Source organism: Bradyrhizobium sp. WBAH42, from assembly GCF_024585265.1.
Lineage (GTDB): Bacteria > Pseudomonadota > Alphaproteobacteria > Rhizobiales > Xanthobacteraceae > Bradyrhizobium.
Map to the genome: position 1 here is coordinate 5,304,806 of NZ_CP036533.1, position 21,256 is coordinate 5,326,061.

Annotated in this window: 26 protein-coding genes; 14 read left to right on the forward strand and 12 right to left on the reverse strand. The window is 64.1% G+C overall.

The features are described 5' to 3' along the window. Positions 1 to 93 precede the first annotated feature (93 nt). Both DCG74_RS24780 and DCG74_RS24785 read left to right on the forward strand, forming a co-directional pair. A complete protein-coding gene (locus DCG74_RS24780; protein ID WP_164936882.1) occupies positions 94 to 252 on the forward strand; it encodes a hypothetical protein in 159 nt (52 codons plus the stop codon). 99 nt (positions 253 to 351) lie between these two features. Continuing rightward, positions 352 to 510 (forward strand): hypothetical protein, encoded by a 159-nt coding sequence (locus tag DCG74_RS24785; protein WP_246708735.1) that lies wholly within the window; start codon positions 352 to 354, stop codon positions 508 to 510. A 311-nt stretch (positions 511 to 821) separates the two neighbouring features. Here the strand turns inward: DCG74_RS24785 and DCG74_RS24790 are convergent, their stop codons facing one another. Then, complete coding sequence (locus DCG74_RS24790) at positions 822 to 2,198, reverse strand: DUF6056 family protein (RefSeq protein ID WP_172783737.1); 1,377 nt, start codon at positions 2,196 to 2,198, stop codon at positions 822 to 824. A gap of 231 nt (positions 2,199 to 2,429) precedes the next feature. Here DCG74_RS24790 and DCG74_RS24795 point away from each other — a divergent pair, with 231 nt between their 5' ends. Beyond that, on the forward strand, positions 2,430 to 2,594 hold the full coding sequence (locus DCG74_RS24795; RefSeq protein ID WP_306557882.1) for a type II toxin-antitoxin system HicB family antitoxin: 165 nt from the start codon (positions 2,430 to 2,432) through the stop codon (positions 2,592 to 2,594). Positions 2,595 to 2,814: 220 nt separating this feature from the next. After that, a complete protein-coding gene (locus DCG74_RS24800) occupies positions 2,815 to 2,985 on the forward strand; it encodes a hypothetical protein (protein WP_172783736.1) in 171 nt (56 codons plus the stop codon). 12 nt (positions 2,986 to 2,997) lie between these two features. Here DCG74_RS24800 and DCG74_RS24805 read toward each other — a convergent pair whose 3' ends face one another. Further along, positions 2,998 to 3,660, reverse strand: a complete 663-nt coding sequence (locus tag DCG74_RS24805) for a hypothetical protein (RefSeq protein ID WP_172783735.1) — start codon at positions 3,658 to 3,660, stop codon at positions 2,998 to 3,000. Positions 3,661 to 4,919: 1,259 nt separating this feature from the next. Beyond that, positions 4,920 to 8,027: a DEAD/DEAH box helicase gene (locus DCG74_RS24810; protein ID WP_172783827.1), complete on the reverse strand. Its 3,108-nt coding sequence runs from the start codon at positions 8,025 to 8,027 to the stop codon at positions 4,920 to 4,922. A gap of 511 nt (positions 8,028 to 8,538) precedes the next feature. On the opposite strand from DCG74_RS24810, the gene DCG74_RS24815 reads away from it, so the two are divergent. Further along, positions 8,539 to 8,778, forward strand: coding sequence for a hypothetical protein (locus tag DCG74_RS24815; RefSeq protein ID WP_172783734.1), 240 nt, complete (start codon positions 8,539 to 8,541; stop codon positions 8,776 to 8,778). 193 nt (positions 8,779 to 8,971) lie between these two features. Further along, complete coding sequence (locus DCG74_RS24820) at positions 8,972 to 9,217, forward strand: hypothetical protein (RefSeq protein ID WP_306557883.1); 246 nt, start codon at positions 8,972 to 8,974, stop codon at positions 9,215 to 9,217. 4 nt (positions 9,218 to 9,221) lie between these two features. Here DCG74_RS24820 and DCG74_RS24825 read toward each other — a convergent pair whose 3' ends face one another. Both DCG74_RS24825 and DCG74_RS24830 read right to left on the reverse strand, forming a co-directional pair. Continuing rightward, positions 9,222 to 9,614, reverse strand: coding sequence for an NUDIX hydrolase (locus tag DCG74_RS24825; RefSeq protein WP_172783732.1), 393 nt, complete (start codon positions 9,612 to 9,614; stop codon positions 9,222 to 9,224). 134 nt (positions 9,615 to 9,748) lie between these two features. Next, the gene (locus tag DCG74_RS24830; RefSeq protein ID WP_373569495.1) at positions 9,749 to 10,828 is read right to left on the reverse strand and encodes an AI-2E family transporter; all 1,080 of its coding nucleotides are present in this window, start codon (positions 10,826 to 10,828) and stop codon (positions 9,749 to 9,751) included. A gap of 229 nt (positions 10,829 to 11,057) precedes the next feature. Here DCG74_RS24830 and DCG74_RS24835 point away from each other — a divergent pair, with 229 nt between their 5' ends. Beyond that, on the forward strand, positions 11,058 to 11,285 hold the full coding sequence (locus DCG74_RS24835) for a hypothetical protein (protein WP_172783730.1): 228 nt from the start codon (positions 11,058 to 11,060) through the stop codon (positions 11,283 to 11,285). A gap of 102 nt (positions 11,286 to 11,387) precedes the next feature. Then, a complete protein-coding gene (locus DCG74_RS24840; protein ID WP_027575377.1) occupies positions 11,388 to 11,690 on the forward strand; it encodes a hypothetical protein in 303 nt (100 codons plus the stop codon). A gap of 26 nt (positions 11,691 to 11,716) precedes the next feature. Here DCG74_RS24840 and DCG74_RS24845 read toward each other — a convergent pair whose 3' ends face one another. From DCG74_RS24845 to DCG74_RS24855, 3 genes are all read right to left on the reverse strand, one after another. Further along, positions 11,717 to 12,130 carry a hypothetical protein gene (locus tag DCG74_RS24845; protein ID WP_172783729.1) on the reverse strand — a complete coding sequence of 138 codons (414 nt, stop codon included), beginning with the start codon at positions 12,128 to 12,130 and terminating at the stop codon, positions 11,717 to 11,719. A 153-nt stretch (positions 12,131 to 12,283) separates the two neighbouring features. Next, complete coding sequence (locus tag DCG74_RS24850) at positions 12,284 to 12,499, reverse strand: hypothetical protein (RefSeq protein WP_172783826.1); 216 nt, start codon at positions 12,497 to 12,499, stop codon at positions 12,284 to 12,286. Positions 12,500 to 12,791: 292 nt separating this feature from the next. Continuing rightward, on the reverse strand, positions 12,792 to 12,935 hold the full coding sequence (locus tag DCG74_RS24855) for a hypothetical protein (protein ID WP_246708710.1): 144 nt from the start codon (positions 12,933 to 12,935) through the stop codon (positions 12,792 to 12,794). 338 nt (positions 12,936 to 13,273) lie between these two features. Between DCG74_RS24855 and DCG74_RS24860 the strand changes: the two genes are divergently transcribed. The 3 genes from DCG74_RS24860 (at position 13,274) to DCG74_RS24870 (ending at position 14,912) form a co-directional block, all read left to right on the forward strand. Continuing rightward, the gene (locus DCG74_RS24860) at positions 13,274 to 13,861 is read left to right on the forward strand and encodes a formyltransferase family protein (RefSeq protein ID WP_172783727.1); all 588 of its coding nucleotides are present in this window, start codon (positions 13,274 to 13,276) and stop codon (positions 13,859 to 13,861) included. A 210-nt stretch (positions 13,862 to 14,071) separates the two neighbouring features. Continuing rightward, positions 14,072 to 14,422: a hypothetical protein gene (locus tag DCG74_RS24865; RefSeq protein ID WP_172783726.1), complete on the forward strand. Its 351-nt coding sequence runs from the start codon at positions 14,072 to 14,074 to the stop codon at positions 14,420 to 14,422. Continuing rightward, complete coding sequence (locus DCG74_RS24870; protein ID WP_172783725.1) at positions 14,367 to 14,912, forward strand: hypothetical protein; 546 nt, start codon at positions 14,367 to 14,369, stop codon at positions 14,910 to 14,912. The genes DCG74_RS24865 and DCG74_RS24870 overlap by 56 nt, the downstream gene beginning before the upstream one ends. Before the next feature lie 49 nt (positions 14,913 to 14,961). Here DCG74_RS24870 and DCG74_RS24875 read toward each other — a convergent pair whose 3' ends face one another. After that, positions 14,962 to 15,360: a RidA family protein gene (locus tag DCG74_RS24875; RefSeq protein ID WP_172783724.1), complete on the reverse strand. Its 399-nt coding sequence runs from the start codon at positions 15,358 to 15,360 to the stop codon at positions 14,962 to 14,964. Between the two features lie 143 nt (positions 15,361 to 15,503). Between DCG74_RS24875 and DCG74_RS24880 the strand changes: the two genes are divergently transcribed. Together DCG74_RS24880 and DCG74_RS24885 are read left to right on the forward strand one after the other, a co-directional pair. After that, on the forward strand, positions 15,504 to 16,379 hold the full coding sequence (locus DCG74_RS24880) for a DMT family transporter (protein ID WP_172783825.1): 876 nt from the start codon (positions 15,504 to 15,506) through the stop codon (positions 16,377 to 16,379). Positions 16,380 to 16,579: 200 nt separating this feature from the next. Further along, a complete protein-coding gene (locus tag DCG74_RS24885) occupies positions 16,580 to 18,013 on the forward strand; it encodes a caspase family protein (RefSeq protein ID WP_172783723.1) in 1,434 nt (477 codons plus the stop codon). A 242-nt stretch (positions 18,014 to 18,255) separates the two neighbouring features. Here DCG74_RS24885 and DCG74_RS24890 read toward each other — a convergent pair whose 3' ends face one another. Both DCG74_RS24890 and cysK read right to left on the reverse strand, forming a co-directional pair. After that, complete coding sequence (locus DCG74_RS24890; protein ID WP_172783722.1) at positions 18,256 to 18,495, reverse strand: BrnA antitoxin family protein; 240 nt, start codon at positions 18,493 to 18,495, stop codon at positions 18,256 to 18,258. Positions 18,496 to 18,498: 3 nt separating this feature from the next. Beyond that, a complete protein-coding gene (gene cysK, locus DCG74_RS24895) occupies positions 18,499 to 19,476 on the reverse strand; it encodes a cysteine synthase A (protein ID WP_172783721.1) in 978 nt (325 codons plus the stop codon). A gap of 222 nt (positions 19,477 to 19,698) precedes the next feature. On the opposite strand from cysK, the gene DCG74_RS24900 reads away from it, so the two are divergent. Beyond that, positions 19,699 to 19,917 (forward strand): hypothetical protein, encoded by a 219-nt coding sequence (locus DCG74_RS24900; RefSeq protein WP_172783720.1) that lies wholly within the window; start codon positions 19,699 to 19,701, stop codon positions 19,915 to 19,917. A gap of 15 nt (positions 19,918 to 19,932) precedes the next feature. On the opposite strand, the gene tgt is transcribed toward DCG74_RS24900, so the two are convergent. Beyond that, positions 19,933 to 21,078, reverse strand: a complete 1,146-nt coding sequence (tgt, locus tag DCG74_RS24905; RefSeq protein ID WP_172783719.1) for a tRNA guanosine(34) transglycosylase Tgt — start codon at positions 21,076 to 21,078, stop codon at positions 19,933 to 19,935. Positions 21,079 to 21,256: the final 178 nt, after the last annotated feature.

A 21,256-nucleotide genomic window follows, 5' to 3' on the forward strand; every position in this document is an offset into this window, starting at 1 on the left:
CAATGCACCGCTGATCCGGCTGAGCATAGGAACGTTTCGACCGGCGGTGAGTCCTACAAGCGCAATCCATCCCGTTTCCTCGTGGATCGAACGATGGAAAAAGCACTCGCCTATGCCATCTCGGCGGCCCTCGTGGGCTTCGGTCTCTTGATCTTTTTCGCCGGTCTATCTTCCAGTTCGCCCGCTTTATGGACAATCGTCGCGCTGGTCCCGATCACGATCGGGATCGTGAGCGCCTTTGGTCCTGTGTGACTGGATGTGGAAATCGGTCGTTTAGGTCAGCGCGTCTGTATTTTCCGAATCGGCAACTCGTGTTCGCTCTCTCATAGTTCCCAACCGCTGGTGACGCGCGTGAGCCATTTCGTCTCGATGCTTCTGCTTGCGACGGCCCTGATCTTGACGCTGTGCTTCGGAGTGGCAGCCTGGCGCCTCTCGGCAGACAAAGAGGCCGACATCACCGCCACGATTTCGCATCAGGAATACGGCTGGAGGCCAAGGCCCAGCAACTGAAACTTCGATTGCGACGACAGTCCACCAATCCAATCGCGCTCACCGTTGTTACCTGGCTGCGCGCGTCCAACTCGGCGCTATAAGCCCGTCAGCGTGAACTTCGGATCAAGTTACCGCGCTACCTCCCAACTGTTTTGCTTGACGTGCCTTCAGCTTTCCGGCGCCGCCACCACGGCCGGCATGCTCAACGGCACCCCTCCGACCGAAACCGGCCCCAGAGACTTCAGCTCCCGCATCTAGGGATTCATCCAAACCTCATCGCGCTTTAGGCTGCTGCAGAGCCACAAATCCGGCCGTCGCCGTGGCAGCCCTCATTCCGAGGGTGCTTCAACGATGATAAAATCGGTCTTCCCAAAATATCTTGCGACGCATCCCTTGTTCACCATCACGTCGGCAATCAGCAAGAGGGTCGGTTTCCATCTGTGCTGAGCCACGATCACGACCGAGTCAGGTGTCGTGGAGAGGCGTTTGTGGCGCGCGACCGTCTCACGCCAGTAGGGATAGAGGCTCGATGCCTCGGCATACACCAGACGGCCCGTCCGGCCGAGCAGCAGCGAGGCCGCCACGACGACGGCCAGGGCAAGCGGCAACGCCGTCGAATTGAGCGGTAGAAGCATGCCCCTCTTGGAAAGCAATTGCTCGAGCTCTTGGCGATAGGTCCGGACCAGCAGTGAAACGCTCAGTCCCGAACCGAAGAGCAGCAGAATCAGCGCCTGATTTTGCGCTCGCTCGACCAGGCGAATACCTGTCGAGTAGTAGTGAACAAAATACTCGAAATAGCAGCATCCAAGACAGAGGATCATCAGGCCGGGCGCCAGCAGCCGCGCGCGGGGATGATCGGGCCGGTCCGGTAGGGGGGCAGCAAGCGTCAATGCGCCGACGGCAACCAGCCAGGCGATCACCCCGGGGTCGCGCAGGAATCGCCCCAGCTGCGCAAGACCAAAGCGGAACGCCTCGAGCAGCGAATGGCCGAACAGGCCGGCATTTGTCATCTGCGACATGCGGGAGCCATTGCCGCTTGCCGTCACGACAATTGTCCAACCTGCCAAGGCGGCGACAGCGATGAGCAGATGGCAACCGATCTGCATTCTCGGCTCCAACATGCGACGCGCGAACGCGGAGCCGATGAGAATGGCGACGATCCACGGGGTCGTAAACTCGTTGCACAATCCCGCAATGAAGGCCCCGGCAGCCATCCAGATGGTCGCAGTCGCCGAAAAATCGGCCTCGTTGTCCAGTGCGCGAACGCATTCCCCGAGGATCAGGATGCAGATGATCGCCGGCGGAACGTAACACGCGACCCCCGGAAGCCAGTAGAGCAGTTCGCTTACACTCGGCGAAGCACCGATGATTGCGGCGGCGAAGGCGATGCCGAGAAATAGCGAGGGCAACCCGCGAAGTCGCGGCCACGCGCGCCAAATGGCGATCATGCAGCCGATGACGAACAGGATCACGCCTGTCGTCATTGTCAGGGAGTATGCAAAAAGGAGGCTTACGCCCGTCGCCTGCGCGATGATCGCGGGCACTTCGATGAGAACATAGGGGAGGACGCGTCCGCCCAACTCCCCGTACAATCGCATCAGCGAAACGTACAGCCCCTCTTCAACATATCGGTATGAGAAGCAGAAGTCGTCGTGTTGCGGGTCCGCAAATGCGCCCAGCGCTATGAAAAAGAGCACGAAAAGCATGGGAACGACGCCGGCAACGACCCATGGCCAACGAACCCGATCACGTAGCCGCCCCATAATCGCTCCCAAGTTCGACCCAAATTTACCGAAGAATTGCAGTCATCGCTAGATGCAACGTCCAGGGTGAGCAAGCGGCTGTCATGACCGCGGCCTCAGCACGTGGGATGGGTTGAGCCCTTTGCGAAACCCATCGCTCGTGACTGCTGGGCGTTTCTGCGAGATTGAGACCAGATGGGCGAGCGTGCGCACTACAAGATCATCATCGAGCCGCTGTCGGAGGAAGACGGCGGCGGCATTGTTGCGACCGTGCCCGACCTTCCCGGCTGCATGTCCGACGGTGCCAACCGAATTCGAAGCGGTGCAGAACGTGCAGGATGCAATCGCGTGTTGGATTGAAGCTGCCGAGGAAGATCATCGCCCGATCCCCCTCCCTTCACATTTGCGACGCGCGGAGGCCGGTTAGTTCCTATGAAAAACGCATCTGCGGGAAGCTGCGCCCTGCCAGTACGGCAAGACGTTCTGAGCTAGCTAGCCCTCGCCCAGCCTTCACTAGCCTCACAAAATCCGCTGACAACCCGCCGGAAACGTGTACGCTTCCCAAAACCGGAGGAACGGCATGTTTGAAATCAACGGTTTCGACACGGCGGGCGTCGTCCGTCTCAAGCGGTCGTCACTTGCCGCCGCCCTCAAGAAGGCCAGGGAACTGGTCGAGGACGGGTGCTGGGACGTTCAGGTCGTCGATCCCACAGGCCTGGTCTACACCTCGTTCGAGGAGCAAGCCGCCTAGCGCGACCAGTCCTCAGCTCTCCGGAGCCGCCACCGCAGCCGGCACGCTCAACGGCGCCCCTCCGATCGACACCGGCCCCAGAGGCTTCGGCTCCCGCACCATCCGTTTGCGCATCGCGGCGGAGAGTCCGTAGCGCGCATTCGCTCGTCGAATGGACGACGTGACGTCCGACATCATCACATTCTGTAGGGAGTCGACCTTGGCGATCAGCGTCGACAGCTGCGACGAGATCTTCTTCACGTCGACCCGCTCGTCCGTGATGCTCTGCCGCAGCGACAGCAGCACCAGTGAATCCTGCTGCAACAAGGCCGCATTCTGCTGCAGGGCCTGGTTGTTCTCCTGCAGCGAAGCCGTGTGCTGCTGCTGCGCCGACTGGATCTCTCGCAAGACGGCAACGACCGGATCCGGCTTCGGCGCCGGCGCCTCCTGCCGCGGCAGCAGTTCAGCGAGGCTGGCAACATTCAGTGACGGCAGGCCGGAGGGCGACGTATAGATCGCCGCTGCGCCGTTGATGGCCAGGGCACATACCGCGAACGGCAGGACCGTTTTGCGGCGGGGCCTGATCGGCGGCGTTGGCGCTTGCGGGCGTGCTTGTTCATGCGCGCCTGCTGCGGCTGCAAGGGCGACGGCGTCGAGCTCTTCGGCGAAGCTTGGCGTTTCGAAGGACGTGGTCACGTTCTTGACCTCAATGAGCGAGCGACAGGAAGCCGTCGCCGGAACGTCCTCGCGACGCCTCCCTTACGCAGCACCCATCGACACAACTGTCTAAAATTGTGAGCTTTTCGGATTAATTCCACGTTAGCGGCCCGGCCGGCAGACGGCCCGGCGCCCCGGCCGATTACGGATCTGTGCACGGTGCCCGTACGACCACCGCCCATCGCCAATCGAGCAGGAGCAACGCGGCGGCCAGACCGTACAACGGATTTTCCGAAGTTGGCGTAATACCACTGTTTTGCCCGACGGGTCAAACGGAGGCACGTCGTCGAGACACGCGGCGTGACGTAGAGCCGCCCCACTGGTCGCGTTCCGCCGATGCAGAGCCGAGCCTTATGGTAGAAGCACTTAGCTACTGTGCATGGGGTTGTTTTCGCATTTTGAGGCGCTCTCCGCCTCGTCCAGCCCTCCGAACAGCTCCTCCATCCGCCGAATGGCGCTTCGCGCACCGGGCTTGTGATCGGGCGCGATGCGCCGAGCCTGTCTGTTCGCCCTTCGCTCGCAGATTACAAACCTGGCCCTGTCGGGCTCGTAACGCGTTTGGGCGACACGGTCGTTCGTCGCTCGACCCGGGCCTTGGCATCCAGCACCTTGTCTCCAGCCCGTGCGGCTCGCGGCCGACTGACCTGGTCCGAAAGGCTCGAGCCTCTCCCTGACAGACCAACTGCATTGGCGCTTCCTTGAGCCTGTGTTGCCGGCCGGAATCTGTTTTGGGACAACGCCGAACCAGTGGCCTTTTGATCCTCATTGCTCGTGCCGCTCCCGATCGCGCCGATCGGCAGGCCATTTTGAGCGTGACCAGCCCCGGCATTTCTCGCGGCCTGAGCTGCCGCCCGCGACTTCGCGGGCGTTGCCGGCTGAACGTTCGGATTGGCCGGCTCGCTGTTGGTGCCCAGATCTCCGGGCGCGGTGTCCTTCGTCCCCATGCCCGGGGGTGCTGAGGGACCTGCATTGCCCGCACTCGTCCCCATTCCAGAAGGTGCCGAGCCGCCAGCGCTACCTGGTCCCGTTCCCATGCCCGCTCCTGCGGGCCCGGCATTTGCGCCGCCCGCTTGCGCCAGAGCCAACAGACATGAGCTTGCGACAATCGCGACAATGACCGGAGGAATGGCATGTGACATCGGACAATCTCCTTCGCCACGCCCAAATTAACTATAATGGTGGAACAGGGCTTACGCTACGAATTCGCAGCTGTCCGCGCTGACGAACGCGCGAGCCCCTCACCCCTCGTCCAGCAGTTCGAACAGCTCCTCCACCCGCTCGAACGGCGCGTCCTGCGTTTTGGCGTGATAAACGACGCGATCGCCATCCCGCTGCAGCGACTTGCCCCGCGACTTCCGCAAGCGTCCTGGCAGGAACGTCGCGGCCGCAGCTTCTGGGCCGACGTCGAGGCGGATGATGCCGCGTCGCTTGCATTCGATCCTGAGCTTGGCCGCGGCGAAGAAGTCGCGAGCCACTTTCGGCAAAGGTCCGAAGCGGCGGGAGGTCTCCTCCTCGAGGTCGTCGAGATCGTCCTCGTCGTTGCATCGTGCGGCGCGGGCATAGAGCTCGAGCCGCACCGGCTCGGACTGCACATAGCTCTCGGGCAGCATGTCCCCGACCGGCAGGTTGAGGTCGGGCACCCACAGTGCAGCCTGCTGCTCGTCGGTCTTCTCCGAAGCCATTTTCAGGAGGTGGCTGTAGAGCACCGGCCCGAATACCTGGACGTGGCCGGATTGCTGTTCAGAGAACAGGTCGCCCGCGCCTCGCAGATCGAGGTCGCGCTCGCTGATGGCAAAGCCCGCGCCCGGCCGGCTGAACTCCTCGAGCACGGCGAGGCGCTTCTCGGATTGTCCGGACTCCGTCTCGGTCAACAGATGCGCGAAGGCGCGGATGCCGCCACGGCCGACGCGTCCGCGCAGCTGGTGCAGCTGGGCAAGGCCGAACTTTTCCGGCCAGCACACCACGATGGTGTTGGCGCGGGGAATGTCGAGGCCGCTCTCGACGATGTTGGTCGCGAGCAGGACGTCGGCATGGCCTTCGACGAAGCTCATCATGCGGTCATCGATCTCGTCGGCCGCCAGCCTGCCATGCAGGCAGACGATGCGAAGGTCCGGTGCGACGGCCCGCACCCGCGCCAGCATGGGATCGAGATCCTGGATGCGCGGGCAGATCAGGAAGCTTTGGCCGTGGCGGCGTTGCTCGCGCAGCAGCGCCGAGGCGATGGCCGCATCCGACAGCGGCGCGATCCGGGTCGCCACCGGAAGCCGGTGCACCGGAGGCGAGGCGATCACGCTGAGATCGCGGAAGCCGGCAAGACCGGCGGCCAGCGTCCGCGGGATCGGCGTCGCGCTCATCATCAGCACGTGGACGTTCTTGGCGAGCCCTGCGAGCTTGGCCTTCTCCGCTGCGCCAAAATGCTGCTCCTCGTCGACGATGACGAGGCCGAGATCGTCGAACCTGACGTCCTTGCCGGTGAGCGCCTGCGTGCCGATCACGACCTTGATCCGGCCGCTGCGCAGGCCCTCCTTGGTCTCCCGCAGCGCCGCGCCCGAGGTCGCGCGCGACAGGTTGCCGACCTCGATGCCGAACGGCGCAAAGCGCTTCTGGAACGTTGCGACGTGCTGGCGGGCCAGCACCGTCGTCGGCACCGCGACCGCCACCTGCTTGCCCGACAGCACCACGGCGGCCGCGGCGCGCAGCGCGACCTCGGTCTTGCCGAAGCCGACGTCGCCGCAGATCACCCGGTCCATCGGATGGCCGGACGCGAGATCGTCCAGCACGTCCCGGATCGCCTGGGCCTGGTCGATGGTCGTGAAGTAAGGGAAACGCGCGACGAACTTCTCGTAGGCCGATCCCGGCGGCACCAGCTTTTCGCCGCGCCGCCGCCGGCGCTGGCTGATGTGCTTGGCGAGCGCCTTGCCCGCGATCTGGATCTCGCGCTCGGCCTCGCTGCGGCGCGCCCACCATGTGCTGCCGTCCGCCTTGTCGAGCGAAAGCCTGCCCAGCTCGGCCGCGTAGGGCCACATCAAGGCGAGATCGGGCGGCGGCACCAGCACAGCATTGTCGCCGGAGAACTTCAGCCGGATCATCTCGCGCATGGCGCCGCCGCCGGTGTTGACCGTCTGCAGGCCGTCGAGCACAGCAAGGCCGCGCTGAAGATGAACGACCACCGTGCCCTGCTCCGGCGCATCGGCATGGTCGAAGGCCGCGCTCCAGGCGCGCGCCATCGGCTGCGGATGATGCGCGCGGCTGCCGAGCACGTCGGACGCCGTCACCACGACCAGAGGCTTCTTCCCCGGCACGACGAAGCCGGCATCGAGATCGGCGAGCAGCGCCGCCTCGCCGCCCCGCCCGCGCGCCGCCTCCTCCCAGTCTTCGCAGCGCTCCGCCTTGACGCCGCTCATCCGCTCCATCACACGCAGATCGTCCTCGTGCGCAGCGATCAGGATCAGCCGCGACCCGGCCCGGCGCGTCTCCTCGACGAAGCCGCGCAACGCCTTCCGGGAGGATGTCAGCTTCGAAAACTCCGGGATGGCCTGGAACGGCGCCGTCCGCGGCAGCACCTTCATTCCCTTGGAGAGCCGTTTCCAATCGCTCCGCCCGAGATATTCGCGCTGCCGCTCGCTGCGGGGCGCGGCCTCCTCGATCGTATCGAGCCATCCGTCGGCGTGCGAGGGGACGCTTGCATCGGCGATCCATTTGGCGCCCGCGCAATAATCGAACAGGCTCGCGCGCTTGCCGCCTTTGCCGGCAAGGCCGAGCCGCTCCGACATGGGATCGACCAGCAGCTCCCTGGTCTCGAAGATGATCCTGTGCTCATGCGGGTCGAACGCCACGATCCGTTTGATCGTGTGCTGGGAATGCTCGATCCGGAACGGCCCCAGCGCGCCCGCCGGAAATATCTCGAAGGTCTGGCCGTGGAATAGCGCCCCACCCGGATAGTCCGGCTCATCGTCGAGATCGTAACCGAGGGATTCGAGGCGGGACTCGAGGTCGTGCTCGGAGAAGGTGCCGCCCACCTTCAAGCTCAGGCTCAGGCGCGACAGGCTGGCCGGCGGCGGCATGCGCTCCATCACCGCTTCCGCCGTCGATACGAGAAACACCGGCTTCTTGGATTTCGCGAGGCGCCTGAGCACGGAGGATCTGCGCCCCGCAAGCTCATGCGACGGCTCCAGCTGATCGAACGGCAACGTGTTGAGGCGCGGAAACACCAGCACCTCGCAGGAGGGCTCGAGTGCGTGAATGACGCTGCCGAGCCGCTCCGCCCTGTTCTCGCTCTCGGCGAGAAAGACGATGCCGCTGCGTCCGGACTGCTTCCATTGCGCAAGCAGATGAAGGGCCATCATGCCGAGAGGCGACGAAGACGAGATCGTGGCGCGCTGCGATCCTTTGCTCCTCTTCGGCGGCTTCTTGGTCACGCCTGCCTTCTTGGAAAGCCTCACTTGATCCCGTTTCTGCTCTTGAATCGCCGCAAACTGAACGCGAGCCGCCTTGATCCTCGAATCGGCAGCTCGCCGCCATGCATATGGGATTTGCCCTGCGAACGCACCCCTCCCCGGCAACGTTCGAGACGGCGGCCCGATCCCGACGATCTGGCCCTGGTCGGGAGAATGGAGGCACGAAAAAGCCCCAGCGCTTGGAGCCACGCTGGGGCGTTTCGTTCAAAATGAATCGGTTAAGCAATGACGTCTTCATAGCAGCGGTTTCACCGCGCGCTTGTGAACTGGTTCACACGCCCATGAGAGTTCCAAGACCGGCCGATCAGACCACTCCGACCTTCCGGAACGGGCTACCGCATCGCCCGGTTTGAGCGCGCGCCCGCCGCGCGCTAGGATGTCCGCTTTGACGGAGGCTCATTTGAAACCATTCATTTTCATCAGCGCCGTCGCGCTGCTCGCGACGGTCCCCGCCCACGCACAGCCGCTGGTCGATCCGAACAAGGTCGCTCCCGAATACCGCGAGGCGGCCGAGAAGCGCCGGGCCGAGCAGCTGCGTCAGCGCGAATGCGCGTTGAAGGCCGATCTCGAGAAGGTGCTGCCGAGGGATCGCACCGCCTTTCTCAACCATTGCCTGGAGACGATGGCGGCCAAGCAATAACGGCTGGCCGACTGTTCCAACCGGCGTCGTCCGCCACAGGTCGATGGCCCGGCCGCGCGATGTCTGCCGGCATCCGGCCACGACGGCATTCAAGCTTTCTTCAGACATTTCGGATCAGCTGACGATCCATCTTCAAAGTGATTGTCATCCGCGCATGAGTTCAGTCCAGATTCAGTGCACGCGGTGCAAGAACGTGTTTCGCGATCGCGCCGGGCGGTTGCAGGACGGCTATTCCAGGCAATGTCCGAGCTGCGAAGTCGTACTGTTCTTCGCCGAGGACTCTCAACATCCCTTCATCAAGCGGGCGATGCGCAGTGCGCGCCAGGTCCGCAAGGAGATGCGGGAGCTCCAGGCCGCGAAGCTGACGGCCCCCGAGCCGCAGGTGGCGCAGTCGCGGAGATTCGCCGGACGGACGCGATCGGCGACGCGCGAGGACTAGCAGCTCAGCTTCGCCGCCGCTTGCGGGGAAACAGGCGGTCGCGGATGTAGCGCGAGGTCGCCGTCAGGCGGATGCCGCGGGGCTTCTGCCAGGCGGCGCGGTCGATCTCCTTCTTGTCGCCGATCGCCAGCCTGCCCTTGGCGGACTTGGCGATGAAGATCGCGTCGCTCATCTTGCGGCCGGAGCGCTTGTTCCTCGTCTTCACTTCCTTCCAGAGGCTGATCCTGCCGAGCTTCAGCTTGGGCAGCTCCTCCTTGATCTCCCGCCGCAGGCAGTCCTTCTCCGACTCGCGCGCTCGCTTGCGGCCGCCCGGAAACATCCACAGGCCGTCCGACCGGCGTCTGACCAACAATACCTTGCCGCGCCTGGCGGCGACCAGCTTGGAAGACTTCGCCATTGCTGCCGTTGTCGAAAACAGAATCGACCCAATGGTAACTTGTCTAGTCGAACAGACAAGTTAGCGGCGCGCCTTGATCACAGGCCGCGAGCTATCCGGCATGGGGCGGCTGACACCGCGCTGGCGGGGCGAGATCAACCCTTCCCCGGCTCCGCCCGGTCCTCGGTCCTGATCCAGGCCATCATCATTTCCCAGGCCACCGACAGGATGATCGGTCCGATGAACAATCCGACGATGCCGTGGGCCAGCGTGCCGCCGATGACGCCGACGAAGATCACGATGGTCGGGGTGGTCAGGCCACGGCCCATGACGAGCGGCTTCAGCATGGTGTCGATGAAGCCGACCAGCACGAAGAACACGGTGAGCAGCAGCGCCGTGGTGACGTCCTTTGCAGTCCAGATCCAGATGATGACAGGCAGCAGCACCAGGAAAGCACCGATCTGCACGATCGAGAGCAGCAGCACGATGAAGGCAAGAAGGCCCGCGCTCGGCACCGAGGCGAGCTTGAAGCCGATGCCGGCGAGCAGCGCCTGCACGATCGCGACGCCGATCACGCCCTGCGCCACGGCGCGGATGGTCGCACCGGCCAGCGAGAGGAAATGCTCGCTCTGCTCCGGCACGATCCGAAACAGGAAGCCGCGGCCGGCGGCGACCAGGCGCGGCCCATGCGGAAACAGGAAGCCCGCCACGAACACCGAGACGAGAAACTGGAGCGTGCCGACGCCGGCATCGCCCGCGAGCGAGAGCAGCGGGCCGGCCAGCGGCTGGAGATACGGCGCCACCTCGCGCACTACCGCCCGAACGTTGTTGTAGGCCTGGTCCCAGAGCTCGTAGAGCCAGGGGCCGACCAGCGGCCAGGACTTGAGCTGCTCCGGGGCCGATTGGAGCACGAGGTCGCCGGTGCCGAGCTGGTGCGCCAGCTCACGCACGCCGTCCACCGCGCTGATGCCGAGCCAGGTCGCCGGACCGATGACGATGCCCAGCGTGATCAGGGTCAGGATCGCGGCTGCGGTCTTGGGCCGGCCGCCCAGGATCTTGGCAACCCAGCTGAACGCCGGATAGAACGCGACCGCCAGCACGCCGCTCCAGGCCAGGATCGGCACGAACGGGCGGATGATCAGGAAGGTCCAGATGATCAGCAGGGCCAGCAGGCCGAGCCGGATCACGAGCTGGATGACGTCCTCTCCCGTCAGCAGCTGACGGAGGCTTTTCACGGGCACAGCTTTCCTTGCGGCATGAACGCAACTTCCGCGGTTGCGGGCTCAGTCGTTATTGCCAGCAACGCATCTGGCGTCAAGACGACCGGCTGCCGGATACCGCATCGGCCGCACTCCAACCCGCCTTGGCTAACGCCCATTAACCGGATTTCCCGGCGCCGGTTTACGCCGCTGAAAACGCTGGTGACTACCTTCCATTCGCAGTCACCGAAGCGCATTCCGGACCATGGCCAACAGCATCTGGACGATCGAAGAATTCACCTGTGCGAGTTGCGGCATGAACTACACCGCGACCAAAGAGGAGCATAGTGAGGCCCACAGCGGCAGCTTCAAATGCGGCATCTGCAACGGCGTCGTGCACGCCTGGTCCGGCAAGCATCATTTCTTCGGCTGGCAGGCCGTGAAGACGAAGCCGCCCGTGTTCGGGAGGCGCTGGGCCGGCATCGAGTGGTAAGCCGCCCGCGGTGAGCTGGATCGGCCGAATTGCACCGGCGCCGTTTGGACTCCGTTCACCGATCGCGGCTAGATCAGGACGGACCCCTCCGCTTCGGACACCATGGCCGACCTCAACGCCGTCCTGACCAGGCTCAACGACCGTCTGCTCCGCCTCGAGGGCGAGCTGTTCGTGCTACGCTCGCTCGCGCGCGCGACGTTGACCGCGGGCGACGACCATGCGGCACGCATGCGCAAGCTGGTCGAGGCCGCAAAAGTCGCGCTCGACGACGAGGCCAAGCGCCCTCTCGACAAGCCCACGCGCAAATATGTCGATGCGGCGACCGCACTGGTGGAGGAGCTATTGGTCGAGCCGACGCCGGCGCGGCCGCTGTTCACGGTCATCGATGGTGGCCGGCGCGACTAAGCTCGCCCCCTTACCAGGGCGATGGATTATCGGCCGTACAAGCCAGGCGCGTGGGCGTTGTTCGGGAAGCATTGTCCGCGCGAATAGTTGTAATCGAAGCCGGGCGGGCAAAGTTCGCCGCGTCGTCCGTAGTGTTCGGGAGCGCCATAAGCACCGGGCGCATGCGCCCCGTTTGGATAGCAATGGCCGTTCGTGTAATTGTAATCGTAGCCGCGCGGACAGAGCTCGCCGCCGTAACGGGGCCCGGGATCGCGGGTATAGACACCCGGCGCGTGATGCTCGTTGGGATAGCAGCGGCCGTTCGAGTGGTTGAAATCATAGCCGCGCGGACATTGTCCGCCGGGACCGCCTCTGAATTGAACTTGCTCCACCGTGGGCACCGTCGATGCCGCAGGCACGGTTGCGAATGCAAGCAGGCCGGCCAGCGCAAGCTCGATCATGACGATTCCTCCAAATCACTGGGACAAGGCTCTCAGGTTCACGTCCCACGAAACGACTTGGCCATTGAGACTTGGCCGGCCTGAACCCTGCATGAACCGGGCTCGGGCTGCGACAATGCGTCAGCGCCGAATCCAGTGCACGATGCAGACTTTCTAGCTCGTGGAATTCTCCGCCTTGAGCCGGCTGAGCCCCGCCTCGATGATCGCGATTTCCTCGTTGATCTGGCCGATCGGCAGGCTGAAATCATAGCCGGACCGGCTCTTCAGATCGACTGCGAGCCGCTGCCTGTGCATCATCAGCTCGTCGAGTCCACGACGGTTCTTCAGACGCACATAGGCGTCGACGATCTGCTCGATCGCGTTCGGCATGAAATCTGTCCCGGCGAAACGGCCCGGCGGCGCGCCCACGCCGGCGGACGATTTCAGTGTCGCGGTACGCAATACAAATCCGCGACGGATTCGTCGATACGCCAAGCTGGTTGAGATCGTGTTACCGTTCGATGATTTCGTGATGCGTGGCATGAAAAGGCCGCCGGCGGTGACGCCAGCGGCCAAAGCCGGGTTCGAAAACGGATGCGGATTGAAATGTCGCCAGCCCCGGTTGGCGCACTCTATCAGCCAATCCGAGATATCTCTGTTAAGAACGAAACACAGGAACCCGTCACGTGCTCTCGTCGATCACGCAGAAATAGGTGCGCGGCAATTTTCGATAGGCCCGGTAACGATAGTACGGCCGGTAGGCGTAACCGCGATAGAGCGCCGGCGGCTCCTCGCCGTAATAGGCGCCATGATAAAAATTGATCACTGGACCCTGCGCGCAACGGTAGGCGTCCCAAGCCGGCCCTATTGATAGCGCGACCCCGGTCTCGGGCGGGACCGCCGGGTAAGGCCCGCCAGCTTGGGCCGAAGTGGCCGCCATCAGTGTCGCGACGACGAAAAAACCGATGCTGCGCATGCGCTCGCTCCCGAGCCGGTGTCATGCCCGGATGGAAGCACCGGACAGCTCGACCGCGCAATCCCAGAGTTCACGCAACCGGCGCCTGGCGCATTGTTGATAACCCTCGCAAACGTTGCGCGGGTGGTGACAGGGCGTGCGGACGTGTTATCGGGGATGTACGCAGTTGCGAGACGGATCGGACACCCATGCGCATTACCCTCGTCGGCTCCCGCCATTTCGGCGTGACCACCCTGAACATGCTCCGGGAGCACAGCGTCTCGGTCGTCCGGGTCGTGGTGGCCGATGCCGACGACCGCCTCGCCGCGGCGGCCAAGGCCGCGGGCATCGAGGTGGAGGTGCAAGCCAATCCCAAGCTGGTGGTCGCCTCCGAGATCGCGCCGGACACCGATCTGATCATCACCGCACACAGCCATGCCAGGATCGGCAAGGATGCGCTCGCCGCCGCCAGGTTCGGCGGGATCGGCTATCATCCCTCGCTGCTGCCGCGCCACCGCGGCAAGGCCGCGGTGGAATGGACCATCAAGGAAGGCGACCCGATCGCCGGCGGCACGATCTACCATCTCGCCGACCGCATGGACGCCGGTGCGATCGCCGCCCAGGACTGGTGCTTCGTCAAGAAGGGCGAGACCGCACGGGAGCTTTGGGAGCGCGCGCTGGCGCCGCTCGGGCTCAAGCTGCTGGCCGACGTGATCGACTACGCCAAGGTCCACAAAGCGCTGCCCGCCAAGGCCCAGGACGAGCAGTTCGCGACCTCCGCGCCGAGCCTCTCCTAGGCCAAGCTCCCTGAGTCAGGTTTTCCCGAGTCGTCCTGACGTTTACCCTTAACGTGAGGGGCCTTTGATTCCACTTCGGAAATCGAAGCCAAAAGGGCAAATAAACCATTGTTCCCACAGGAACAATTTTCGTTTTGGCATCGCAACAAATTTCCGTCACATTTCGTCCGAATAAGCGTCAGGATCTCAGACACGTTCAAGGACGAATTCATGCGTTTTGGTCGCATTGCGGTGTTCTGTGCCGCCTCAGTTTTCGCCGGCACCCTCGCCGCCCCCGCCTTCGCCCAGAATCCCTATGACGGCAATTGGCAGGTCACCATCGTGACCAAGAGCGGTTCGTGCGAGCCGACCGCAAGCTCCATGCTGACGGTTGCCGACGGCAAGATCACCGCGCCCGGCGCTAACGTTTCCGGCACCATCGGCAGTGGGGGACTTGTGAAAGTTTCGATCAATGGTGCATATGCCAACGGTCAACTCAGCGGCAACGCCGGATCGGGGAAGTGGAATGGAGCATCTGCAGGCATACCGTGCAGCGGGCGGTGGGAAGCATCGCGCCAATAAGTCAATTGAGGCTCGCGCCCGGAACCGGCGGCTGCTGATCGCGGCCGCCGTTTTGTTTGCGGCAGGGATCGCCAATACCCAAAGCAAGGCCCAGTCCGGCCCGTTCGCCCCGCTGGCGGGCAGCTGGAGCGGCGCTGGTACGGTCACGCTGGATGACGGCTCCACCGAGCGGATCCGCTGCCGGGCCAAATACGCCCCGATCGGACCGACCATGGAGATGTCGCTGACCTGCGCCAGCGATGCCTACAAGTTCAATCTCGGCGCCAACGTGAAGGCCGAAGGCGGCGCCATTGCAGGGAGCTGGTCCGAGACCAGCCGCAATATCTCCGGTTCGCTTCAGGGCCGCGGCGCCGGCGGAAATTACGAGCTGGTGGCCTCCACCGCCGGCTTCAACGCCAACATCTCTCTGAAGACGTCCGGCAACAAGCAGAACGTCACGATGCGCGCGGACAGCCAGTTCCGCGGGGCCAGCATCTCGATGTCTAAGTAAGACGCCGGGTGATGCGACGATCGATCCGGCGACCCCGCCGGGTCGAAATTTATGTGCCGGGCACGAACGCCGTGACCTCGATCTCGACCTTGGCACGCTCGTCCACGAGGCCTCCGATATAGAGCAGCGTCGAGGGCGGAAAATTGCGCCCGAGCGTTTCCTTCCAAGCCGCGCCGATGCCGGCACCTGCCGCTTCGTACTCGGCGCGGCTGGTCAGGTACCAGGTCAGGCGGACGATGTGCTCGGGGCCGGCGCCGGCCTCGCCCAGCAGCTTGACGAGCCGCTTCAGTGCAGTCGCGACCTGGGCCGCCATGTCGGGCGCGTAATTGCCCGCCTCGTCGCCGCCGGTTTGGCCGGCCAGAACCACCCACCGGCCCGGCCCTTCCACCACGACGCCATGGGAAAAGCCGCGCGGTTTTTTCCACTCGGCCGGCTGCAGGATGCGCATGGGCAATCTCTCCCGATGTTCTCGTTGTTGTTCGTTGATGCCTTAACACGCCGCCCTGCATCGCTGCATCCGCAGATTTGGCCGTTGCAAACGGCGGCAATGTCGCCGATACCGGCCGCCCCTTCGTATTCCACCCGCCGCAAATGAGCACCACACCGTCGAAAATGATGGCTGCACTGTGGATGGCCGGTTGGCTGTCACTGATGCTGGTCATGGCGGTGGCCGGGCGCGAGACCACGCGCGAGCTGAATGTTTTTCAGATCATGGAAGTGAGGTCGCTGGCCGGCTTCGTGTTGCTGTCACCGATCATCTACCGCGCCGGCGGCTTGAAGGTGCTCAAGACGTCGCGCCTGCCGCAGCATGTCGCCCGCAATCTGGTGCACTATGTTGCGCAGCTCGGCTGGTTCTTCGCACTGACGCTGATCCCGATCGGCCAAGTGGTGGCCATCGAGTTCACCATGCCGATCTGGACGGCCCTCCTCGCGGCAAGCTTCCTGTCCGAGCGGATGACACCGTGGAAGATCGCCGCCATCGTGCTCGGCCTCGTCGGCGTCATCGTCATTGTCCGACCGGCGGCCGGGGAGATCAATCCGGGCCAGCTCATCGCGCTTGGCGCGGCCATGGGATTCGGCGTCTCGATGGCGCAGGTCAAATCGCTGACCCGCACCGAGAGCGCGCTCTCGATCCTGTTCTGGATGCTGGTGGTGCAGTCGGTCGCAGGCTTCGTTCCGACGCTTTTCGTCTGGACCTGGCCATCGCTCTATGTCTGGGCCTGGGTCGGCGTGATCGCCGTCTGCGGCACGTTCTCACATTATTGCCTCGCAAGCGCGATGCGCTACGCCGACGCGACGATCGTGGTTCCCATGGACTTCCTGCGGGTTCCACTGACCGCAACCGCTGGTTGGCTGCTGTATTCCGAACGGCTCGATGCCTGGACCGTGTTCGGCGCCGCGCTGATCCTGTTCGGCAATCTCCTTAACTTGAAGCCGGCTTCGCCGGTTCCCGCCCGCGCACGGTGAACCTGGCGCCGCCCCGCGCGACAAAACCAAGTGGCCGTGTGATTTGGATCACGCTGGAGCGACACTCCATCGTGCACATTCGGCCACACAGCAGCGGGTTGCCGCAACGGACTGCCGTTTTGGTGGCGCGAAGTCGGGCACTTCGTGTAGGTTCGTTGCCAATTTGTTGCTGCCTGCAATTCGATTCTGGGGATTTCAGAATGCGCTATCTCACCCTCCTCGCTTCGCTGATGTGCGTGGCACTGTCGGTCAGTGCCGCCAAGGCCGACCGCCGCGTCGCCTTCGTGGTCGGCAACGGCTCCTACAAGAACGTCGCGCAATTGCCGAACCCGCCGATCGACGCCAAGGCGATGGCTTCGACGCTGCGCAATGTCGGCTTCGAGGTGATCGAAGGCTCCAATCTCAGCCGCGACCAGATGACGGAGAAGCTGCTCGATTTCGGCCGCAAGGCGCAGGGCTCCGACATCGCGCTGTTCTACTATGCCGGTCACGGCATCGCCGTCAGCGGCACCAACTACCTGCTGCCCGTCGACGCCGACATCAAGTCGGAGATGGACGTCAAGCTGGGCGCCGCCATCAACATCGACCTGACGCTCGAGCAGACCATGGGCGATGCCAAGGTCAAGCTCGTCTTCCTCGATGCCTGCCGCGACAATCCGTTCGCCGCCAAGATCAAGTCGAATTCGGCGACCCGCAGCGTCAACGTCCAGAGCGGCCTTGCCGAGATGAAGTCCGGCGAAGGCACGCTGATCGCGTTCGCCACCGGCCCGGGCCAGACCGCGCTCGACGGCCAGGAGGGCAATAACAGCCCGTTCACGCGTGCGCTGATCGACAACATCACCAAGCCCGGCGTCGAGATCCAGCAGGCGATGACGTCGGTGCGCGCTCAGGTCAATGAGGAGACGCGCAAGGGCCAGCTGCCCTGGGGCCACACCAACCTGACCGGCTCCGTCTACCTCAATCAGGCCCCGACCACCCAGGTTGCCGCCGCGGCCCCGACCGCGACCGGCATCATGCCGGCGGCGACCGGAGGCTCGGACGGCGTCGAGCTGGAATATTGGCGCTCGGTCAAGGAGTCCAACAAGCCCGAGGAGCTCAACGCCTACCTCACCGCCTACCCGAACGGCCAGTTCAAGGCGCTGGCGCTGGCACGGCTTGCGGCGATCAAGAGCGGCCCCTCGACCGCGACCCGCACGCTCAACGCCGGCGTCGATCCTGCGACCTTCACCGACGAGGCCACCCAAGTCACCGAGGACCAGATCGGCCTCGACAAGAACAAGCGCCGCGACGTGCAGCGTCGGCTCACGGCGCTCGGCTTCGACATCAACCAGACCGGCACATTCAACGACGAGACCCGGTCGGTGCTCAAGCGTTGGCAGACGGCGCGCGGCTATCCCTCATCGGGTTACCTCAACAAGCTTCAGCATAAAGCTCTGCTCTCGGAAGTCGTGGCTGCCCCGGCGACGGCGAGCGACACCAGCCAGAAGGCCGCCCGCCGCGCCGCTACCGCCCCGGCTCAGAGCAGCGCGCCCGCACCGGCTCCCCAGCCACGCAGCAATCCCGGCGATGCGGCCGGCGCGGCCTTCGTCGGCGGCGTCGTCGGCGGCATGATGGGCGGCATGTTCCGCCGCTGAGACGGACGCCGATCTCAGAAGACAAAAGCCCGGCTCGCGCCGGGCTTTTTCGTTGGTATGGACGGTGTTGCAGCATATTCCGTCATTGCGAGCGCAGCGAAGCAATCCAGAATCTTTCCGCGGAACAAGTCTGGATTGCTTCGTCGCAAGAGCTCCTCGCAATGACGAGGATAGGGATGCGCGCCAAGCGGATGTCACAGTCCGCGGAGAGACGCCGCTGGTCCGACATGCCGGGTCGGAGCCTATTTCCCCGCCGCCTTGCGCAGCGCCTCGTTGATGCGGTCCTGCCAGCCGGGACCGCCCTCCTGGAAGAACTCCAGCACGTCCTGGTCGATCCGCAGCGTGACCTGCTCCTTGATGCCGGGAACGGCGTTTTGCTTGGGCGGCGGCGCGGCGACCTTCGCCGTCACTTTCTTGAACGCCGCCTCGGCTTCCGTTCTGGCATCGCCAAGCGTGCGCGGCCGCCTCGGTTGATCTGCCATGTCTCAGATCCCCTCAAACAGAGCCGTTGAAAGATACCGCTCGGAGAAGGACGGCACGATGGCGAGGATGGTTTTTCCTGCAGCTTCCGGCCGCTTGCCGATCTCGAGCGCGGCGGCGATCGCGGCGCCCGAGGAGATACCGCCCGGAATGCCCTCATGCCGCGCCAGCGCGCGCGAGGTCTCGATGGCCGTGGTCGAGTTGATCTTCACGATCTCGTCGATCACGGCGCGGTCGAGGATGTCGGGGACGAAGCCGGCGCCGATGCCCTGGATCTTGTGCGGGGTATGCTGTCCTCCCGACAGAATCGGGCTCTCCTCCGGCTCGACCGCGACAACACGCAAGCCGGGCTTGCGCGGCTTGAGCACCTGGCCGACGCCGGTGATCGTGCCGCCGGTGCCGACGCCGGCCACGAAGAAGTCGATGCTGCCGCCGGTGTCGTTCCAGATCTCCTCCGCGGTGGTACGGCGGTGCACCTCGGGATTGGCGAGGTTCTTGAACTGCTGCGGCATCACCGAGTTCGGCGTCGTCCTCAAGAGCTCCTCGGCCGCCGCGATCGCGCCCTTCATGCCTTGCGCCGCCGGCGTCAGCACCAGCTCGGCGCCGAGAAAGGCCAGCATCTTGCGTCGCTCGATCGACATCGATTCCGGCATCACCAGCTTGAGCCGGTAGCCGCGCGAGGCCGCCACGAAGGCGAGCGCAATGCCGGTATTGCCGGAGGTCGGCTCGATCAGCACGGTGTCGGGCTTGACGATGCCCGCCTTCTCCATCGCGATGATCATGGCCGCACCGATGCGGTCCTTCACGCTCGCGGCAGGATTGAAATATTCAAGTTTTGCCAAAATGGTCGCGTTCACGCCGTGCATGCCGGGCAGCCGGCGCAAGCGCACGATCGGCGTGTTGCCGAAGGCATCGACGATCGAGTCGTAGATCCGGCCACGGCCGGGTTGGTGCGCTGCACCCGTGTTGGACGATGCGTCCATGATGAACTCCCTGAGGCGACGATCTGCACGTCTGTCGCGGCCTTGCGCAGTTACGGACAGCTTGCGGCGACACGCAAGCGGCAATGCAGCACATGTTAAATACGCTGCATCGCAAAATCACGTGAGCTCTAATTAGCAGAAAACCAACGCATTTGTGTTGCGACCTCGTCAACTGATTCTGCTTATGTTAGACTTAGGTCTTAAAACAGGGAGGTCAGCACGATGTCAGCAGTTGCTGAAGTGATGTCGACCGTAACGCTAAGGCGTGATCCGCGTTGCAGTGAGTTGCCGACCTGTCCCGTCTGCGCCGACTCCATGGTCGCCGCTGAAGCATCTGCCTACGTCTCGGACCACATGATCAGCTATCTCTGGACTTGCGACAATTGCGGCTACGGCTTCGTGACCAAGCATGCCGTGAAGCGGCGGATCGTGTGCAACTGAGTTTGGACCGTTGATCTAGCGCGGGGCGATATCGCCCCTCGCCCAGTCCGTGCGCGTGCGCTGATAGAACTCCTCGAAATTTCCGCGTGCGATCGCGTCCCTGATGCCCTGCATCAGGAACTGGTAGTATGCGACATTGATCTCGGACAGCAGCATCGCCCCCAGCGTCTCGCCCGCCTTGACGAGATGATGGAGATAGGCGCGCGCGCAGTTGCGCGTCGACGGCCATGAGCTCTCTTCATCGAGCGGGCGCGGATCGTCGGCATGGCGCGCATTGCGCAAATTCACCTGGCCGTAGCGCGTGAACGCGACGCCGTGCCGGCCATTGCGCGTCGGCATCACGCAATCGAACATGTCGATGCCGCGCTTCACCGCTTCGAGGATGTCGTCGGGCGTGCCGACGCCCATCAGATAGCGCGGCCGCTCCTTCGGCAGCAGCGGCGCGGTCTCGTCGATCATCGCCAGCATCACCGCCTGCGGCTCGCCGACGGCAAGCCCGCCGATCGCATAGCCATGGAAGCCAATCCCGACCAGGCCTCTCGCGCTCGCATGACGAAGCTCGGGCACGTCGCCGCCCTGCACGATGCCGAACAGCATGTAGCCGTCCGGGGCGGTCTCGAAGGCGCGCTTGCTTCTCTCGGCCCAGCGCAGCGACAATTGCATCGCGCGCTCGATGTCGGCGGGCTCGGCGGGCAGCCGCACGCATTCATCCATCTGCATGGCGATGTCGGAGCCGAGCAAACGCTGCACCTCGATCGAGCGCTCCGGCGACAGCTCGACCTTGGCGCCATCGATATGCGAGCGGAAGGTGACGGCGTGCTCGCTGACCTTGCGCAAATCCGCCAGCGACATCACCTGGAAGCCGCCGGAATCGGTCAGCATCGGTCCGTTCCACCCGGTGAACTTCTGCAGGCCCCCGAGCGCCGCGATCCGCTCGGCGCTCGGACGCAGCATCAGATGATAGGTGTTGCCGAGCACGATGTCGGCGCCGGCATCGCGCACCTCGCGCCAGTGCATGCCCTTCATGGCACCGGCGGTGCCGACCGGCATGAAGGCCGGGGTGCGCACCACGCCATGCGGAGTGGTCAGCCGCCCGGTGCGTGCGGCCCCGTCGGTGGCGAGCAACTCAAAGTGATTGGGAAGGTCATTGTCGGGATTCATGGCGGTGCTTATTGCGTGTCGGAGGAAGCCGATCAACCCGCCAAGCGGCGCTAAAGCCCGGTTGGTGCTTCAGACTGGGACACCGTCCAACGCACGGACCGTGTTCCGCACACTTGTCAAACAAAACGATACAGTGTAGTTTTGTCCTTGGTGGCTGGACGAGATGCCGCGGCGTAAC